Here is a 15,890-nt window from a genome sequence, read left to right as displayed (position 1 = left end):
CGCCATGAACGAGCCGAAGGCGGTACGCGCGCAGGTGGACTGGGCGCTGGCCGCCGCGTCCGGCCGCCGCGTCGCGCGGGTCCTCGGCGACGGCCCGGCCACCACGGCCTACACGCGGCGGCGTGCCGCCGAGGAGTTGCTCGCGGACGCGGTCGCCGCGGAGGAGCACGTCCTGCGCGTCACCGGACTCGTCACGCCCGGAGCCGTGCCACCCGCCCGCACCGTGGACCGGCGGGAGTGGGTCTCCGCCGCCGCGCGGTCGATGGAGGCGCTGATCGAGCACGACGAGGCGCGGCACCCCGGCCTCGGCGCGCGCCTCGCGGGCGTGCAGGCCGGCGCGATGCTCGGCATGGTCTCCGGATCCGTTCTGGGCCAGTACGACCCGTTCGGTGTCGCCGACGGTGAGCTGCTGCTCGTGGTCCCCAACGTGCTCGCCGTCGAGCGCGCCCTGCGGCTGCGGCCCGAGGACTTCCGCATGTGGGTCTGCCTGCACGAGGTGACCCATCGGGTGCAGTTCGCAGCCAACCCGTGGCTGCGGGACTACATGCGCGAGAACGTCGCCGCGCTCGCCGGGACCGGTGGTGCGGGCTCCGTCGGCGACCTCCTCGATCGCACCCGGAAGGCCCTCTCCGGCGGCGCCCGGCACGACGGGATCATCGGCGTGCTCGAGATCGCCGCCCCGCCCGAGCAGTTCGCGGCCGTCGAGCGGCTGCTCATGCTGGGCACGCTCCTCGAGGGCCACGCCGACCACGTCATGGACGCCGCAGGACCGGACGTGATCCCCACCGTCGCGACCATCCGCGCCGCCTTCGACCGGCGCCGCGCGGCACCGTCGAACCCGTTCCAGCGGCTCCTGCGCGCCCTGCTCGGCATGGACGCGAAGATCGCGCAGTACGTGCGCGGCAAGAAGTTCGTGGACGCCGTGATCGCCGAGGTGGGCATGGAGCGGTTCAACCGCGTGTGGACCGGCCCCGAGACCCTGCCGCTGCCCGACGAACTCGACGAGCCGCGCCGATGGATCGACCGCGTCCTGTGAACCGCCCCGGACCGGCGGCGCTGCGGGTGCGGCACGCGGTCCGGGACTGGTGGGCCACCCACGGGTCGGGCCGCACGGTGGCCGTGGCGCTCTCCGGCGGCGCCGATTCCCTCGCGCTGCTCACCGGCGCGCTCGCCGAGGGGCTCGACGTGGTCGCGCTCGTCGTCGACCACGGCCTGCAGGAGGGCTCGTGCGCCGTCGCCGAGCGAGCTGCGGCCACGGCGCGCGAGCTGGGCGCACGGGCGACGGTGCTGACGGTCACGGTCGACGGCCCGGGCGGGCCCGAGGCCGCCGCCCGCACCGCTCGGTACGCCGCCCTGGACGGCGCCCGCGACGGCGCCCCGGTGCTGCTCGGGCACACGCTCGACGACCAGGCGGAGACGGTGCTGCTGGGCCTCGGCCGGGGCAGCGGCGCGCGCTCGCTCGCCGGGATGGCCGCCTGGGTTCCGCCCTACGGCCGGCCGCTGCTGGGCGTGCGCCGGGCCGACACCCGGGCCGCGTGCGCGGAGCTCGGCCTGACCCCGTGGGAGGACCCGCACAACCTCGACCCGCGGTACACCCGCGTGCGCGTGCGCACCGAGGTGCTGCCGCTCCTCGAGGACGTCCTCGGCGGGGGAGTGGCGGAGGCCCTCGCCCGGACCGCCGCCTCGCTGCGCGCCGACAACGACGCGCTCGACGGCCTGGCCCCGGCACCGTCGGGCCCGGAGCTGGAGGTCGCCGCCGTGGCGGAACTTCCTGCGGCCCTGCGAGTCCGGGCCCTGCGGAGCTGGCTCGCCGGGTGTGGCGCCCGCGCGCTGACGGCCGCCCACCTCGCCGCCGTCGACGCCCTCGTCACCGACTGGCGCGGGCAGGGGCCGACGGCGATCCCGGGCGGAAGTGCGGGGCGGCGGCTGCAAGTGCACCGGGCAGGTGGCATTCTGAGAGCGTGGTGAACGGCACTGGTGAGTTGTACGCGGGAGACATCGCCTCGGTGGTCCTCTCCGAGGAACAGATCAAGCAGCGGACCGCGGAGCTCGCGGCGCAGATCGCGCAGGAGTACGGCGACCGGGAGACCGACCTCCTCCTGATCACCGTCCTCAAGGGTGCGGTCATGTTCGTGACCGACCTGGCCCGGGCCCTGCCCCTGCCGACCCAGCTCGAGTTCATGGCCGTCTCGAGCTACGGCTCGTCCACGTCCAGCTCCGGCGTGGTGCGGATCCTCAAGGACCTCGACCGCGACATCGCCGGCCGCGACGTGCTCATCGTCGAGGACATCATCGACTCCGGCCTGACACTGAGCTGGCTGCTGCGCAACCTCGCGACGCGGCAGCCCAACTCGCTCGAGGTCGTCACCCTGCTCCGCAAGCCCGACGCGGTGCGGGTGGAGGTCGACGTCAAGTGGGTCGGCTTCGACATCCCCAACGAATTCGTCGTGGGCTACGGCCTCGACTACGCGGAGCGCTACCGGGACATGCCGTACATCGGCGTCCTGGAGCCCAAGGTCTACAGCGAATGACGCTGCTCACCGCTGCGGCGACCGCGGAGCGGGTGCGATCGGGCCGGCTCACCGCCGTCGACGCCACCCGCCAGGCGCTCACCCGCATCGGTGACGACGCCGTGCACGGCTGGCGCGTGCTGCGCCCCGAGCAGGCGCTCGAGGAGGCCGCGGCCGTCGACGCGCGGCCCGACCGCTACTCCCTGCCGCTCGCCGGCGTGCCCATCGCGATCAAGGACAACGTCGCCGTGTCCGGGCACCGGATGCTCGATGGGGTGTCCGAGGCGTGCGGTGCGGGACTGCCCGTCGAGCAGGCCGATCACCCGGTCGTGAAGCGGCTCCGCGCGGCCGGCGCCGTCGTCGTCGGCCTGACCCGCGTTCCCGAGCTCTGCCTGTGGGCCATGACCGACGACGCTCGCGAGGTCGTCGGCAACCCGCACCGGCCCGGCCGCACCGCGGGCGGCAGCTCCGGTGGCAGCGCCGCCGTCGTCGCCGCCGGCCACGTCGCGCTCGCACACGGCAACGACGGACTCGGATCGCTGCGCGGCCCCGCGGCGTGCACGGGGATCGTCGCGATCAAGCCCGGCCGCGGGGTCGTACCCGCGCAGCTCGGTCCCACCAACTGGTTCGGCATGTCCGAGAACGGTCCGATGACGCGGACCGTCGAGGACGCCGCCCTGGGCCTCTCCGTGCTCGCCGGGCGCCCCGAGCTCGCGACCATCGGCGACGGTGCCGGCCTCCGGGTGGGCCTGGGCCTCAACCGTCCCACGGCGGTGACGTTCACCGCGCGCGCCATCACACGGGCCGTGCGCGGTGCCGCCGACCGGCTCGCCGAGCACGGGCACCCGGTCCGCCGCGTGAAGGTGCCCTACCCGGCGTCGCCGCTGCCGCTGCTCGCCCGATGGGCGGAGGCGGCCGCGACCGACGCCGACGACATCGTCGCCCGCGGCGCGAATCCCGCCCTGCTGCAGGCCCGGACCCGGCGGCACGCCGCGATCGGTCGGGCCGTCGCGCGCCGCGGCCTGGTGCGCCCCGCGGACGCCGCGCGCCTCGAGAGCGCCCTGGAGCGGTTCTTCGCCGCCGAGGGCATCGACGTGCTGGTCACGCCCGCGCTGGCGCGCAGGCCCGCGCCCGCCCGCCCGTACGCGGAGCTGCCGTGGGCGGCGAGCGCCCTCCCGAGCCTCGCGTACGCCCCGTTCCCGCCGCTGTGGAACCTCGTCGGCTGGCCGGCGATGACGGTCCCCTTCCTCGGCGAGGGCGTCCAGCTCGTCGCGCGCCCCGGCGGCGAGGCGGACCTCCTCGCGCTGGCCGCGACGATCGAGGTCTGAGTCGCGCGTCGCCGCCGGCGCGTCACGCGAGGGCGAGGGCCTGCAGGAACTCGTCGATCGGGCCGGTCGGCGGGGCGGCGTAGACCAGGTCGAGTCGCGCGGCCCGGATGATCCGCAGCGGCCGGTGGTCGAGTCCGTCGGGAAACGGCGTCCCCGAGTACGGCGCGACCGCGAACTCGACCGCGCCGGCCTGCAGCTCCGCGATCGGATCCGTGCATTCGACCAGCTTTGCGGGCAGCATCCTCTCGCGGTTCCAGTGGGCCATCGCGCTGTCGAGGATCGTGGGGAGTTACCCCTCGCGGTACGCGAATTGCAGGACGGTGACGGGGGAGTCGTCGAGGGCGGCGAGGGCGTCGTAGTTCTCGAGGATGGTCTCGATCCGCCGGAACGCCGCCGGTGCGTCGCCGGTGGGGACGGTCCCGTCGGGCGTGCGGTGGAACAGGGGGAACCCGACGAGTCGCTCCGTGGCCCTGACGGCACGAGTGACGGTGGGCTGCGACAGCCCCGTCATGTGCGCGACCTCACTGATGCTGCCGGAGCGCGAGACGGCGAGAACCAGTCTGAACTGGTCTATCTCGGACATGCGCGACACCCTATGTCGAACGGTCCGTCCTGCGCGGCGCAATCAGAGGGAGGATGTGCGTGTCGCCGCGCAGCGTCCATACAGAAAGTGAATAACCACTGATGAGAGCGCTGAAAGTCGCTCGGAACTGCGGTTATTCAGTTTCTGTATGGACGGCGAGGAAAGGTACCGGGCCATGGGGGACACGCAGTGACGCCGGCAGTTCGGCCGCGGGCTCGCGGGTCAGCCGCGCTTGCGGAGCAGCGGCGTGCCCTCGAAGGGGTTCCAGCTGGTGCTGCCGCGGGTGACGTGCAGGAAGTAGGCCCAGTTCGCGGCACTCGAGTACAGCACGCCGATCGCCACGCCGTAGGCGGTCGGCGGGAAGGTGAAGTCCAGCGCGGTCTCGATCAGGCCGATGAGGAGGCTGATCGCCACGGCGATCCCGAGCAGGCTCAGGCCCTTCCGCCAGGGCCCCTTGATCGCGTAGTAGATCGGGCCGAAGAAGAAGGCGGGGCCGTTGAAGCCCAGGCGGAAGCGCTGCCCGAAGGAGAGCTGTTTGAACGCTGCGGCCGACTCGGGCGACGACGCGGGCTGCCCGTAGCGGGAGAAGAAATCGAACCGGCTGCGCCACCGCTCCGGCACGTCGACGGCGGCCGGCCCCTGCTGCCCGGGATACGGCTGCTGGACGTGCGGCTGCTGGGCGTACGGGTTCCGCGGGTCCTGCGGTCCGTCCGGGTACGGGGGAGGGGTGCTGTCGTCGGTCACCGGAGCAGCTTAATCTTCGCGAATCGGGCGCTGTTCGCTCAGGGCGCACCCACGCGACCGGCTCGGCCGCGACGCTGCACGGTAACCTGGGAAGTCGACCCAGCGCGGCCCGCCGCGCGCCGGAAGAAGAAGGACTGACGAGCCGCGAGGCGAAGCCATATGAAACGGAAATCACTCATCCGCACGCTGGCGATCATCGCCGGGTTCGTCCTGCTCGTGTGGGCGTTCACCATGGTCGGCGGCGGCGACCGCGACTACAAGCCGGAGTCCACCTCGCTGGTCGTGGCGCAGCTCGAGGCCAAGAACGTCACCGACGTCCAGATCGACGACCGCGAGCAGACGCTGCGCGTCACCCTCGCGAAGCCCGTCGAGGGTGAGAACGGCACCGACGGCGCGACGAAGGTCTACGCCAAGTACCCCGCGGGCACCTCCCGCGACATCCTCGGCCTCGTGCAGGACGCGCAGAACCCCGACGGCAAGCCCGTCACGTACACCACGAACGTGACGCAGGAATCGCCGTGGATCTCGATGCTGCTGTTCACGCTGCTCCCGATCCTGCTGCTGGTGGGCCTGTTCTTCTTCCTCATGAACCGCATGCAGGGCGGCGGCCGCGGCGGCGTCATGGGCTTCGGCAAGAGCAAGGCCAAGCAGCTCACCAAGGACATGCCCAAGACCACCTTCGCCGACGTCGCCGGCGCGGACGAGGCGGTCGAGGAGCTGTACGAGATCAAGGACTTCCTGCAGAACCCGGCCCGCTACCAGGCCCTGGGTGCGAAGATCCCCAAGGGCGTGCTGCTCTACGGCCCGCCCGGCACCGGTAAGACGCTGCTCGCGCGCGCCGTCGCGGGCGAGGCCGGCGTGCCCTTCTTCACCATCTCCGGCTCCGACTTCGTCGAGATGTTCGTCGGGGTCGGCGCCTCCCGCGTGCGCGACCTGTTCGAGCAGGCCAAGGAGAACAGCCCCTGCATCATCTTCGTCGACGAGATCGACGCCGTCGGCCGCCAGCGCGGCGCCGGCCTGGGCGGCGGTCACGACGAGCGCGAGCAGACCCTCAACCAGCTGCTCGTCGAGATGGACGGCTTCGGCGACCGCCAGGGCATCATCCTCATCGCGGCCACCAACCGGCCCGACATCCTCGACCCGGCGCTGCTGCGCCCCGGCCGCTTCGACCGGCAGATCCCCGTCTCCAACCCGGACATGGCGGGACGCAAGGCGATCCTCGACGTGCACGCGCAGGGCAAGCCGCTGGCCCCCGACGCCGACCTCGACGGCCTGGCCAAGCGGACCCCCGGCATGTCCGGCGCCGACCTCGCCAACGTCATCAACGAGGCCGCGCTGCTCACCGCCCGCGAGAACGGCACCGTCATCACGGCGCCCACGCTCGAGGAGGCGGTGGACCGGGTCGTCGGGGGGCCGCGCCGCAAGAACCGGATCATCTCCGAGCACGAGAAGAAGGTCACCGCGTACCACGAGGGCGGACACACCCTGGCCGCGTGGGCGACCGAGGGCCTCGACCCCGTCTACAAGGTGACGGTGCTCGCCCGCGGCCGCACGGGCGGCCACGCGCTCGCCGTGCCCGAGAACGACAAGGGCATGTACACCCGCAACGAGATGATCGGCCGGCTGATCTTCGCCATGGGCGGCCGCGCCGCCGAGGAGCTGGTGTTCGCCTCGCCCACGACGGGCGCGTCGAGCGACATCGACCAGGCCACCAAGATCGCCCGCGCCATGGTCACCGAGTACGGCATGAGCGCGCGCCTGGGCGCCGTCAAGTACGGCCAGGACGAGGGCGACCCGTTCCTGGGCCGGGGCATGGGCGGCGGCGCGCAGTACTCCGACGCCGTGGCCGCGCAGATCGACGAGGAGGTGCGCTCGCTCATCGAGGCCGCGCACACCGAGGCGTGGGCCATCCTCAACGAGTACCGCGACGTGCTCGACGTGCTCGCCGGCGAACTGCTGGAGAAGGAGACGCTGGTCCGCAAGGACCTCGAGCGGATCTTCGAGTCCGTGGAGAAGCGCCCGCGGATCACGCAGTTCGACGACTTCGGCAGCCGCATCCCGTCGACCAAGCCGCCGATCAAGACTCCCAAGGAGATCGCGATCGAGAACGGCGAGCCGTGGCCGCCCGTCGACGAGGAGGCGGAGCGCCGCAAGCAGGAGCAGGAGAAGGCCGCGGCCCTCGCCGCCGCCCAGCCCGCGCCGAACGGCCACGCCGGGCAGAACGGCCAGTGGGGCGTGCCCGCGCCCACCGGACAGCCCTGGCCCGCGCCGGGCGCACCGTCGGGCTACGGCCAGCAGGGCCAGCCCCAGCCGGCCTACGGCCAGCCCGGCTACCAGTGGGGTGGACAGCAGGCCTACCCCGGCCCGCAGTACCCGGCGCCCGGCCCGTACGGCAGCCAGCCGCAGGGCCAGTACGGGCAGCAGCCCCCGCAGGGCAGCCGCCCCGACTACGGCGCTCCCGCGGGCTGGTCGGCCCCCGGGTGGCCCCCGCAGGGCCAGCCGCAGAACCCGCAGCAGGGTCAGCAGCCGCAGGGGCAGGCCCCGGGTGAGGACGGCCGGCAGGGCGGGGAGCAGTCCGGCCCGGACCGATCGAGCGAGAGCTGATGGGCAAGGACAGCGGGGCCGCGGTGGCCCCGTTCGACCACGCGCGCGCCGTCGCCGCGGTCCGCGAGCTGCTGATCGCCGTCGGCGAGGACCCGGACCGCGAGGGCCTGCAGAAGACTCCCGAGCGGGTCGCGCGGGCCTTCCAGGAGGTGTTCGCGGGCCTGCACACCGACCCGGACACGGTGCTGGACACCACCTTCGGCGAGGATCACGACGAGCTGGTGCTGGTCAAGGACATCCCGATGTACTCCACGTGCGAGCACCACCTCGTCTCCTTCCACGGCGTGGCGCACGTGGGCTACCTGCCGGGGGAGAGCGGCCGGGTCACCGGGCTGAGCAAGCTGGCCCGCGTGGTGGACCTGTACGCCAAGCGCCCGCAGGTGCAGGAGCGGCTCACCGCGCAGATCGCCGACGCGCTCGTCCGCAAGCTCGACCCGCGCGGCGTCATCGTGGTGATCGAGGCCGAACACCTGTGCATGGCGATGCGCGGCATCCGCAAGCCCGGCGCGAGCACCACGACGTCGGCGGTGCGCGGCGCCTTCAAGGACAGTGCGACCTCGCGCGCCGAGGCGCTCGAACTGATCCTGCGCCGGTGACCGCGGGCCTCGGAACCGGCGGCACGACCCTCGTCATGGGCGTCGTGAACGTCACCGCGGACTCCTTCTCCGACGGTGGCCGCTACCTCGACCCCGCCGCCGCCGTCGCGCGGGCGCGGGACCTCGTGGCCGACGGTGCCGCGATCGTGGACGTGGGCGGGGAGTCGACCCGGCCCGGCGCGCACCGCGTGCCCGCCGAGCTGGAGCGCGATCGCGTGGTGCCGGTGATCTCGGCGCTCGCCGCGGAGGGCATCGCCGTCTCCGTGGACACCATGCGCGCCTCCGTCGCGGCCGCCGCGCTCGAGGCGGGCGCGGCGATCGTCAACGACGTCTCCGGAGGGCGGGCCGACCCGGGCATGACGCGGGTCGTCGCCGATTCGGACGCCCCCTGGATCCTCATGCACTGGCGGCCCTCGCCCGGTGCGCCGGGACCGGTGTGGACCGGCATCCACCACGAGATCACCGAGTACGACGACGTCGTCGCCGAGGTCCGCGACGAGCTGCTGCACCAGGCCGACGCCGCCGTCGCCGCGGGGATCGCCCCCGAACGCATCGTGCTGGACCCGGGCCTCGGCTTCGCGAAGAACGCCGCCCACAACTGGGCGCTGCTGCACGGCCTGCAGGCCCTGCAGGACACCGGTTTCCGTGTCCTCGTGGGAGCCTCCCGCAAGCGCTTCCTCGGTGAGCTCCTGGGTGGCCGCGAGCCGGCGGGCCGCGAGGTGGCGACCGCCGCGGTCTCCGCGCTCGCCGCGCAGGCCGGCGTGTGGGGCGTGCGCGTGCACGACGTGCGGTCGACGGCCGACGCCATCGCCGTCGCCGAGGCATGGAAGAAGGGCGGTGCCTGATGGCGGACCGGATCGAACTCACCGGCCTGCGTGTACGCGGCAACCACGGCGTCTTCGAGCACGAGCGCCGCGACGGGCAGGAGTTCATCGTCGACCTGGTGCTGTGGGTCGACTCGAGGCCCGCGGCGGCCTCGGACGACCTGCGCGACACCGTCGACTACGGCGCGCTCGCGCAGCGCGCCCACGACATCGTCGCGGGGGAACCGCGCAACCTCATCGAGACGGTCGCCGCCGAGATCGCGGACGACATCGCCGCCGACGAGAAGGTGTACGCCGTCGAGGTCACCGTGCACAAGCCGTCCGCGCCGATCCCGCTCACTTTCGCCGACGTGGCCGTCGTCGCCCGCCGCTCCCGCTCCGGCGCGCGGAGCGTGCAATGAGCCGCGCGGTCCTCTCCCTCGGCGCCAACCTCGGCGCCGCGGACGCCGCCGTCCGCGCCGCGATCGACGCCCTCGGCCCGGCCCTGGTCCGCGCCTCCGCGCTGTACCGCACGCCCCCGTGGGGCGGGGTCGAGCAGGACGACTTCGTCAACGCGACGGTGCTCGTCGACGACCCCGCGCGCGACGCCGCCGGCTGGCTCGCGTTCGCCCGCGAGCGGGAGGCCGCCGCGCAGCGCGTGCGCGACGTCCGCTGGGGGCCGCGCACCCTCGACGTCGACGTCATCGCGGTGTGGGAGGACGGGGAACCGGTGCTCTCCGACGACCCGGAGCTGACCCTGCCGCACCCGCGCGCCCACCAGCGCGCGTTCGTCCTGGTCCCCTGGCTGGACGCCGACCCCGACGCGCGGCTCCCCGGCCGCGGCGCCGTCGCCGACCTGCTGCGGGATCTGCCCGCCGACGAGACCGCGGAGGTGACGCGCCTGTGAGCGGACCGTCGAACCGATCGGATCGCGAGCCCGACGAGCCGGGCGGCCCGACGGTGCGCGCGACCAGCTGGATCGAGCTGGTGGTGATCGTCCTGGGCGTGGGCGTCGGCTCCTACCTGCTGGTCCGCAACGTGGTGCCGGTGGTGCCCGTGTGGGCGGGCGCGCTGCTCTACGGCATCGCCGCCGCCGACCTGTACATCGCGCAGCTCGTGCGCTCGCGGCTCGACCGCGGTGAGGTGGGCTGGGGACCGGGCCGGATCCATCCGATCGCCGTCGCCCGCGCCGTGGCGCTCGCCAAGGCGTCCGCGTACCTCGGGGCCGTTGCCCTGGGCTTCTTCGGCGGCATGCTCGTCTTCCTCCTCACCGAGGGCGCGAGCCTGACCGCGACCCACGCCGACCGCCCCGGCGCCTGGATCGGTGCCGGTGGCGCGATGCTGCTCCTCGGGGCCGCACTGTGGCTGGAGCGGTGCTGCCGCACGCCCGACGATCCCGACGACCAGCCCGCCGACACATCGCCAGCCTGAGGAATCCGACCTCAGGTAAAAGGTAAGGTCGCGGATATGACGCAACCACCGATCCCGAGTTCACGAAAGCGTGTCCCGCGACGTTCCTCGGGAGCGGGTCAGTGGATGCTCGGCGTCGTGATCCTCCTGGCGGTCGTGGGCACCGGCATGTGGGTGTTCTCGGACGACCGGCGCTGGGGTCTGGTCTCCCTGATCCTGCTGGTGTGGGGACTCGTGATCGCCGCCTTCCTCATCGCGCGGTACTCGCGCGACCTGCGCGCCGCCGAATCGAAGGAGAGCGGCCTCAAGACCGTGTACGGGCTGCAACTCGAGCGCGAGATCAGCGCGCGCCGTGAGTACGAGCTGCAGGTCGAGCGGGACATCCGCGCGGAGCTCAAGGAGGAGTCCAACGAGGAGCTCACGGCGCTCAAGGCCGAGGTCCTCGCGTTGCGCGCCAACCTCGAGGAACTGCTGGGCCGCGACCTGGGGCCGTCGTACACCGAGCTCTACGCCGCCGCGGAGCAGCGGGCACTCGACGCGCAGCGCGCCAAGTCCGTCTTCGAGGACGACGACCGGTTCCGGGCGCAGCAGGACTTCGCCGGCGTTCCCGAACCCGACGCCGCCGTCGACGACTACTACGGCGCGACCTCCGTCGCGGGCGAGCCGATCGACGAGGCGACGGTCACCGACGTGCCGGCCGCGCCCGTGCCGCCCGGCCCGGCGGGGCCGACGGTGCCGTCGGGCCCCGCAGGTGCCGGCGCCCCGCAGGAGGAGTCGCCCACCACGGTCTTCCACGTGGTGACCGACGAGCCGCCCGCGGCGTCCGCCGCGTCGACCCCCGACGCGCAGCCGCCCGTGGACGTGGAGCACGTCGACCACGTGGAGGGCGCCGACGAGCCCTTCGTTCCGCTGGCGCCGCAGTCCGGGTACCGTTCGCCGCTGCCGCCCCGCCCCTACACCCCCGACACCCCGCCGGCCGCGCCTCCGGCGGCGCCGTACTCCCCGTTCCAGTCGGCACCGCCGCAGGCCCCGCAGTACCAGGGCCAGCCGTTCTCGGGCGCCGCCCAGGGCCCGACCGCCCAGGGCCAGGGCACGCCGGGCCAGGGCGGCCAGGAGCCGGGCGCCAAGCACCAGGGGCAGGCGCCCCAGGGCCGGCCCTGGGCGCAGGACCAGCGGCGCACCCCGCCGGAACAGGCCCCCGAGGACCGGCAGGAGCAGCAGGTCGAGTCGGGCCACGCCGGCCAGCACACCTCCGGCAGCACCGTCGCCGACCTCATCGCGCGGATGAACGCCGACACCGAGCGGTCCAGCGGCGGTCGGCGCCGCAAGCCCGAGTGATGATCTAGCTCACACGCCGTTGCCCGCGCGACCTGCACGGGCATAGCCTTTCGGTGACCGTCTGGTACCCGCGACGCGGGACTGGAACGACCCCCTTGGAGGCGTACGCCCATGCCCGAGTTCTCGGACTCGCCTGATGCCGTCGATCGGCTGGCGGGCATCCCCAATCCCCCCACCCCCGCGCGACTGTCCGTGGGCGTCATCTCCGCGGGCCGCGTCGGCACCGCCCTCGGCGCCGCCTTCGACCGCGCCGGGCACATCGTCACCGCCGCATCCGCACCGTCGCACCGCTCCCGCGAACGCGCCGCGCACCGTCTTCCCGAGGCCCGCCTCGACGCCCCCGCGGTGATCGCCGAGAAGGCCGAGCTGCTCATCCTGGCCGTGCCCGACACGGCGCTCCCCGCCCTGGTCGACGAGCTCGCCGGGCGCGTGAACCCGTCCGCGATCGTGCTGCACACCTCGGGCGCCCTCGGCGTGGGCGTGCTCGCGCCGCTCGCCCGGCTCGGCTGCACGACCATCGCCTTCCATCCCGCCATGACCTTCGTCGACGATCCGGAGGACACCGCGCGGCTCGCCACGTGCTGCGTCGGCGTCACGGCCGCCGACGAGATCGGTCACGCCGTCGGCCAGGCCCTCGCTCTGGAGATCGGGGCCGAGCCCGTCCGGGTGCCGGAATCGGCCCGCCCGCTGTACCACGCCGCCCTCGCGCACGGCGCGAACCACCTCGTGGCCCTCGTCGACGATGCGGTGGTCGCCCTGCGCGCCGCCCTCGCGGGCGGGATCGGGGCCGACACCGTCGGCGGACCGGCCGAGGGGCTCGCCGAGCGCGTACTCGGCCCCCTGGCCCGCGCCGCCCTCGAGAACGCGCTGACCCGCGGACCGTCCGCCCTGACCGGCCCCGCCGCGCGCGGCGACACGGCGGCCGTCATCCGTCACCTCGCCGCGATCGACACCGTCGACCCCGCCATCGCCGACGCCTACCGCGCCCAATCCCGGCGCGCGGCAGCCCAATCCGGAACCTCAGCCATGATCGATCCCGCCCTCGAGAAGGAAAACCGATGAGCGCACCCACCCGCCCGTACACCCCCGGTCAGCTGACGGTGCACCACGATCCGGCGCAGCTGACCAAGGTCACCTCCGCCCTCAAGTCGACCGGGCGGCAGATCGCGTTCGTGCCGACGATGGGCGCGCTGCACGCGGGCCACCTGGAGCTCGTGCACGCGGCCAAGCTGAACGGCGCCGTCGTCGTGGTGTCGATCTTCGTGAACCCGTTGCAGTTCGGCGCGAACGAGGACCTCGACGCGTACCCGCGCACGCTGGACGCCGACGTCGAGAAGCTGCGCGCCGCGGGCGTCGAGCTGGTGTTCGCGCCGTCGGCCGCCGAGATGTACCCGAACGGCCCGCGCACCACCATCCAGCCCGGCCCCGCCGGCCTGGGCCTCGAGGCCGACAGCCGCCCGACGCACTTCGCGGGCATGCTCACCGTGGTGAACAAGCTGCTCAACATCGTCCGGCCGCACACCGCGTACTTCGGTGAGAAGGACTACCAGCAGCTCGTGCTGGTGCGGCAGATGGTGACGGACCTGAACATGGACGTCAAGATCGTCGGCGTCCCGACGGTGCGGGAGGCCGACGGCCTGGCGATGAGCTCGCGCAACGTCTACCTGTCGGAGGCCGAGCGGGAGGCCGCGACCGCCCTCTCCGCGGCGCTGCTCGCCGGCGCCTACGCAGCGCAGGGCGGCGAGAGCGCCATCCTCGCCGCCGCGAACGAGGTGCTCGCGTCGCGCCCCGAGATCGACGTGCAGTACCTGGAGCTGCGCGCCCCCGACCTGGGAACCGCGCCGGAACGCGGTGACGGCCGGCTGCTGGTGGCCGCCAAGGTGGGTACCACGCGCCTGCTGGACAACGTCGGCATCGCCATCGGCACCGGTTTCCTGGAGGAGCCGGGAGCGGAGCGGGCGGGCCTCGTCGGCGGAGTGGAGGCCCAGTGATGCTGCGCACCATGATGACCAGCAAGATCCACCGCGCGACGGTGACGGAGGCGAACCTGCACTACGTGGGGTCGGTCACCGTCGACGCGGATCTGCTGGACGCCGCGAACCTGCTGGAGGGCGAGCAGGTCGCCATCGTCGACGTGACCAACGGCGCGCGCCTGGAGACGTACACCATCGCCGGCGAGCGGGGCAGCGGAGTCATCGGGATCAACGGCGCCGCCGCGCATCTGGTGAACCCGGGCGACATCGTCATCCTCATCGCCTACGGCCAGCTGAACGAGGAGGAGCTGAAGACCTACGCGCCGAGCGTCGTGTTCGTCGACTCCGACAACAAGCCGGTCGAGCTGACCACGGACGCGGCGCACGTGCCGGACGGTTTCGGCCTGGTCACCGGCCGCGGCAGTGGCGCGCTGGTCACGGGCGGGATCTGATGCTGCTGGCGATCGACGCCGGCAACACCTCGGTCACCGTCGGGCTGTTCGCGTCGGCCGCGGGGGAGGAGCTCCTCGGCACGTGGCGGCTGCGCAGCGATCCGCGGATGACCTCGGACGAGCTGGCGCTCATCCTGAACGGCTTCCTCACCGGCGCGGGCGTCGACCCCGCGCGGGTACGCGGCGTGAGCGTCCTGTCGACGGTGCCGGAACTGCTGCGCTCGCTGCGTGCCGTGATGCCCCGGTACTACCCGGCCGCCGAGCACGTGATCCTCGAGCCCGGCGTGAAGACCGGGGTGCCGCTGCTGGTCGACAACCCGCGCGAGGTGGGTACCGATCGCGTCGCCAACGCCGCCGGAGCCTTCGAGCTGATCGGCCGCGAGGGAGGGGTGCCGTGCGTCGTGGTGGATTTCGGCACGTCGACGCGGGTGGACGTGGTGAGCGCGAAGGGGGAGTTCCTCGGCGGCGCGATCGCCGCGGGCGTGGGCAGCGCGCTGGACGCGCTCGCCGAGCGGACCGTGGCGCTGCGGCGCGTCGAGCTCGTCGCGCCCCGGTCGGTGGTCGGCAAGAACACCGTGGAGGCGCTGCAGTCGGGCATCATTTACGGCTTCGCGGGCATGGTGGACGCCCTGGTCGGCCGTGCGCTCGACGTGGTGCCCGGGGCCCGGGTGGTCGCGACGGGCGGCTTCGACGAGGGCATCGCCCCGGAGTGCGCCACGGTGACCGACCACCGCGCCGACCTGACGCTGCAGGGCCTGCGGGCCGTGTACCTGCGTGAGTGCGCGAACCGCGCTCAGCGGGAGAAGCGTGCGGGAACCCGCGGCACCGATTCGCGTCACTGATGATTCGAACTCTTGCCGGGCGCGGCGGCGGGGTGCTAGCTTCGCTGTCATGAGCCAGGTGCGCAGCTGCATGGAGTGTTGTCGGGTCCGCTAGGAACCCGGCCCCCTTCCGCTGCCCGGACGCGCGTTTCCACGCGCTCCGCCACCCTCCTGGAGAATCCTCGATGCACCCCGTGCACTTCACGCCCGCCGCCGGCCAGATCGTCGTCGACGTCCGCGATCAGTCCGAGCGCAACCGCGACGGCATCCTCCCGGGCGCCGTGGCGCTCGACGCGGCCGCCGTCGCCGCCCGGCTCGTGCCCGGCCTCCCCACCAGCCTCGCGGCGGCCGGCCCCGACGCGCAGTGGCTGCTGGTCAGCGGCAACGGCGCCACCGCCGCCGCGATCGCCACCCGCCTCCGGGACCGGGGCGTGCAGGCCTCGTCCGTCGACGGCGGCTTCCGGGCGCTGGCGCTGGGCATCGCCCCCGGCGCCGGGCGCGCCGGAGCGTCCGAGTCCTACGAGCGCACGCTCGCCCAGTTCGCCGCCCACGAGGCCTGATCCCGGCCGACCGCCGGCGATCCGCTCCCCTGTGGGAGCCGGTCACCCCGGATCGAGTTGGTCTCCCCTCGACTGCAGGCGAGGGGACGCCGAATGCTCCCGGGGACGCCTGTTCCCCGCTGGGAGCGGGAACCCGAGTGGAATGGGGACGCGGGTGGAGCGGGCGGC

Annotated in this window: 19 protein-coding genes; 16 read left to right on the top strand and 3 right to left on the bottom strand. The window is 73.6% G+C overall.

Annotated features, from left to right (window positions below):
* Window positions 1–4 precede the first annotated feature (4 nt).
* The 4 genes from ELY19_RS05185 to ELY19_RS05170 are packed head-to-tail and all read left to right on the top strand — an operon-like array spanning window position 5 to window position 3,838.
* Window positions 5–1,036, top strand: coding sequence for an Rv3626c family coenzyme F420 biosynthesis-associated protein (locus tag ELY19_RS05185; protein WP_126195262.1), 1,032 nt, complete (start codon window positions 5–7; stop codon window positions 1,034–1,036).
* Complete coding sequence (gene tilS / locus ELY19_RS05180; RefSeq protein ID WP_126195261.1) at window positions 1,015–1,968, top strand: tRNA lysidine(34) synthetase TilS; 954 nt, start codon at window positions 1,015–1,017, stop codon at window positions 1,966–1,968. The genes ELY19_RS05185 and tilS overlap by 22 nt, the downstream gene beginning before the upstream one ends.
* The gene (gene hpt, locus ELY19_RS05175) at window positions 1,965–2,531 is read left to right on the top strand and encodes a hypoxanthine phosphoribosyltransferase (RefSeq protein WP_416222731.1); all 567 of its coding nucleotides are present in this window, start codon (window positions 1,965–1,967) and stop codon (window positions 2,529–2,531) included. Before tilS ends, hpt begins: the two co-directional genes overlap by 4 nt.
* On the top strand, window positions 2,528–3,838 hold the full coding sequence (locus ELY19_RS05170) for an amidase (protein ID WP_126195259.1): 1,311 nt from the start codon (window positions 2,528–2,530) through the stop codon (window positions 3,836–3,838). Before hpt ends, ELY19_RS05170 begins: the two co-directional genes overlap by 4 nt.
* A 22-nt stretch (window positions 3,839–3,860) precedes the next feature.
* Here ELY19_RS05170 and ELY19_RS05165 read toward each other — a convergent pair whose 3' ends face one another.
* The 3 genes from ELY19_RS05165 to ELY19_RS05155 all read right to left on the bottom strand — a co-directional run bounded on the left by ELY19_RS05165 (window position 3,861) and on the right by ELY19_RS05155 (window position 5,042).
* The gene (locus ELY19_RS05165; RefSeq protein ID WP_126195258.1) at window positions 3,861–4,103 is read right to left on the bottom strand and encodes a hypothetical protein; all 243 of its coding nucleotides are present in this window, start codon (window positions 4,101–4,103) and stop codon (window positions 3,861–3,863) included.
* 24 nt (window positions 4,104–4,127) lie between these two features.
* Complete coding sequence (locus tag ELY19_RS05160) at window positions 4,128–4,421, bottom strand: helix-turn-helix domain-containing protein (protein WP_126195257.1); 294 nt, start codon at window positions 4,419–4,421, stop codon at window positions 4,128–4,130.
* A 222-nt stretch (window positions 4,422–4,643) separates the two neighbouring features.
* Window positions 4,644–5,042, bottom strand: coding sequence for a DUF2628 domain-containing protein (locus ELY19_RS05155; RefSeq protein WP_126198701.1), 399 nt, complete (start codon window positions 5,040–5,042; stop codon window positions 4,644–4,646).
* Window positions 5,043–5,324: 282 nt separating this feature from the next.
* On the opposite strand from ELY19_RS05155, the gene ftsH reads away from it, so the two are divergent.
* The 12 genes from ftsH to ELY19_RS05095 all read left to right on the top strand — a co-directional run bounded on the left by ftsH (window position 5,325) and on the right by ELY19_RS05095 (window position 15,722).
* Window positions 5,325–7,769, top strand: a complete 2,445-nt coding sequence (gene ftsH, locus ELY19_RS05150; protein WP_126195256.1) for an ATP-dependent zinc metalloprotease FtsH — start codon at window positions 5,325–5,327, stop codon at window positions 7,767–7,769.
* On the top strand, window positions 7,769–8,365 hold the full coding sequence (gene folE, locus ELY19_RS05145) for a GTP cyclohydrolase I FolE (RefSeq protein WP_126195255.1): 597 nt from the start codon (window positions 7,769–7,771) through the stop codon (window positions 8,363–8,365). The genes ftsH and folE overlap by 1 nt, the downstream gene beginning before the upstream one ends.
* 35 nt (window positions 8,366–8,400) lie before the next feature.
* A complete protein-coding gene (folP, locus tag ELY19_RS05140) occupies window positions 8,401–9,210 on the top strand; it encodes a dihydropteroate synthase (RefSeq protein ID WP_126198700.1) in 810 nt (269 codons plus the stop codon).
* Complete coding sequence (gene folB, locus ELY19_RS05135) at window positions 9,210–9,590, top strand: dihydroneopterin aldolase (RefSeq protein WP_126195254.1); 381 nt, start codon at window positions 9,210–9,212, stop codon at window positions 9,588–9,590. The genes folP and folB overlap by 1 nt, the downstream gene beginning before the upstream one ends.
* Window positions 9,587–10,075: a 2-amino-4-hydroxy-6-hydroxymethyldihydropteridine diphosphokinase gene (gene folK / locus ELY19_RS05130; protein ID WP_126195253.1), complete on the top strand. Its 489-nt coding sequence runs from the start codon at window positions 9,587–9,589 to the stop codon at window positions 10,073–10,075. Before folB ends, folK begins: the two co-directional genes overlap by 4 nt.
* Window positions 10,072–10,599 (top strand): DUF3180 domain-containing protein, encoded by a 528-nt coding sequence (locus ELY19_RS05125; protein WP_126195252.1) that lies wholly within the window; start codon window positions 10,072–10,074, stop codon window positions 10,597–10,599. The genes folK and ELY19_RS05125 overlap by 4 nt, the downstream gene beginning before the upstream one ends.
* Window positions 10,600–10,704: 105 nt before the next feature.
* Window positions 10,705–11,916, top strand: a complete 1,212-nt coding sequence (locus ELY19_RS05120; RefSeq protein WP_126195251.1) for a DUF6779 domain-containing protein — start codon at window positions 10,705–10,707, stop codon at window positions 11,914–11,916.
* Window positions 11,917–12,027: 111 nt separating this feature from the next.
* Complete coding sequence (locus tag ELY19_RS05115; protein ID WP_126195250.1) at window positions 12,028–12,978, top strand: Rossmann-like and DUF2520 domain-containing protein; 951 nt, start codon at window positions 12,028–12,030, stop codon at window positions 12,976–12,978.
* Window positions 12,975–13,907: a pantoate--beta-alanine ligase gene (gene panC, locus ELY19_RS05110; RefSeq protein ID WP_126195249.1), complete on the top strand. Its 933-nt coding sequence runs from the start codon at window positions 12,975–12,977 to the stop codon at window positions 13,905–13,907. The genes ELY19_RS05115 and panC overlap by 4 nt, the downstream gene beginning before the upstream one ends.
* Complete coding sequence (gene panD, locus ELY19_RS05105; protein ID WP_126195248.1) at window positions 13,907–14,341, top strand: aspartate 1-decarboxylase; 435 nt, start codon at window positions 13,907–13,909, stop codon at window positions 14,339–14,341. The genes panC and panD overlap by 1 nt, the downstream gene beginning before the upstream one ends.
* Entirely contained in the window at window positions 14,341–15,183 is an 843-nt protein-coding gene (locus ELY19_RS05100) for a type III pantothenate kinase (RefSeq protein WP_126195247.1), read from the top strand. Before panD ends, ELY19_RS05100 begins: the two co-directional genes overlap by 1 nt.
* Window positions 15,184–15,347: 164 nt before the next feature.
* Window positions 15,348–15,722: a rhodanese-like domain-containing protein gene (locus ELY19_RS05095; RefSeq protein WP_126195246.1), complete on the top strand. Its 375-nt coding sequence runs from the start codon at window positions 15,348–15,350 to the stop codon at window positions 15,720–15,722.
* Window positions 15,723–15,890: the final 168 nt, after the last annotated feature.

The sequence above is a fragment of the Tsukamurella paurometabola genome (assembly GCF_900631615.1).
Taxonomy (GTDB): Bacteria; Actinomycetota; Actinomycetes; order Mycobacteriales; family Mycobacteriaceae; genus Tsukamurella; species Tsukamurella paurometabola_A.
This window is presented reverse-complemented; position numbering and strand designations above follow the sequence as displayed.

Bases quoted from the DNA above. Each gene is read 5' to 3' on its own strand.
- ELY19_RS05185 (WP_126195262.1), top strand. From the start codon at position 5: ATGAACGAGCCGAAGGCGGTACGCGCGCAGGTGGACTGGGCGCTGGCC.
- tilS (WP_126195261.1), top strand. From the start codon at position 1,015: ATGGATCGACCGCGTCCTGTGAACCGCCCCGGACCGGCGGCGCTGCGG.
- ELY19_RS05170 (WP_126195259.1), top strand. From the start codon at position 2,528: ATGACGCTGCTCACCGCTGCGGCGACCGCGGAGCGGGTGCGATCGGGC.
- ELY19_RS05165 (WP_126195258.1), bottom strand. From the start codon at position 4,103: ATGGCCCACTGGAACCGCGAGAGGATGCTGCCCGCAAAGCTGGTCGAA.
- ELY19_RS05160 (WP_126195257.1), bottom strand. From the start codon at position 4,421: ATGTCCGAGATAGACCAGTTCAGACTGGTTCTCGCCGTCTCGCGCTCC.
- ftsH (WP_126195256.1), top strand. From the start codon at position 5,325: ATGAAACGGAAATCACTCATCCGCACGCTGGCGATCATCGCCGGGTTC.
- folE (WP_126195255.1), top strand. From the start codon at position 7,769: ATGGGCAAGGACAGCGGGGCCGCGGTGGCCCCGTTCGACCACGCGCGC.
- folP (WP_126198700.1), top strand. From the start codon at position 8,401: ATGGGCGTCGTGAACGTCACCGCGGACTCCTTCTCCGACGGTGGCCGC.
- folB (WP_126195254.1), top strand. From the start codon at position 9,210: ATGGCGGACCGGATCGAACTCACCGGCCTGCGTGTACGCGGCAACCAC.
- folK (WP_126195253.1), top strand. From the start codon at position 9,587: ATGAGCCGCGCGGTCCTCTCCCTCGGCGCCAACCTCGGCGCCGCGGAC.
- ELY19_RS05120 (WP_126195251.1), top strand. From the start codon at position 10,705: ATGCTCGGCGTCGTGATCCTCCTGGCGGTCGTGGGCACCGGCATGTGG.
- ELY19_RS05115 (WP_126195250.1), top strand. From the start codon at position 12,028: ATGCCCGAGTTCTCGGACTCGCCTGATGCCGTCGATCGGCTGGCGGGC.
- panC (WP_126195249.1), top strand. From the start codon at position 12,975: ATGAGCGCACCCACCCGCCCGTACACCCCCGGTCAGCTGACGGTGCAC.
- panD (WP_126195248.1), top strand. From the start codon at position 13,907: ATGCTGCGCACCATGATGACCAGCAAGATCCACCGCGCGACGGTGACG.
- ELY19_RS05100 (WP_126195247.1), top strand. From the start codon at position 14,341: ATGCTGCTGGCGATCGACGCCGGCAACACCTCGGTCACCGTCGGGCTG.
- ELY19_RS05095 (WP_126195246.1), top strand. From the start codon at position 15,348: ATGCACCCCGTGCACTTCACGCCCGCCGCCGGCCAGATCGTCGTCGAC.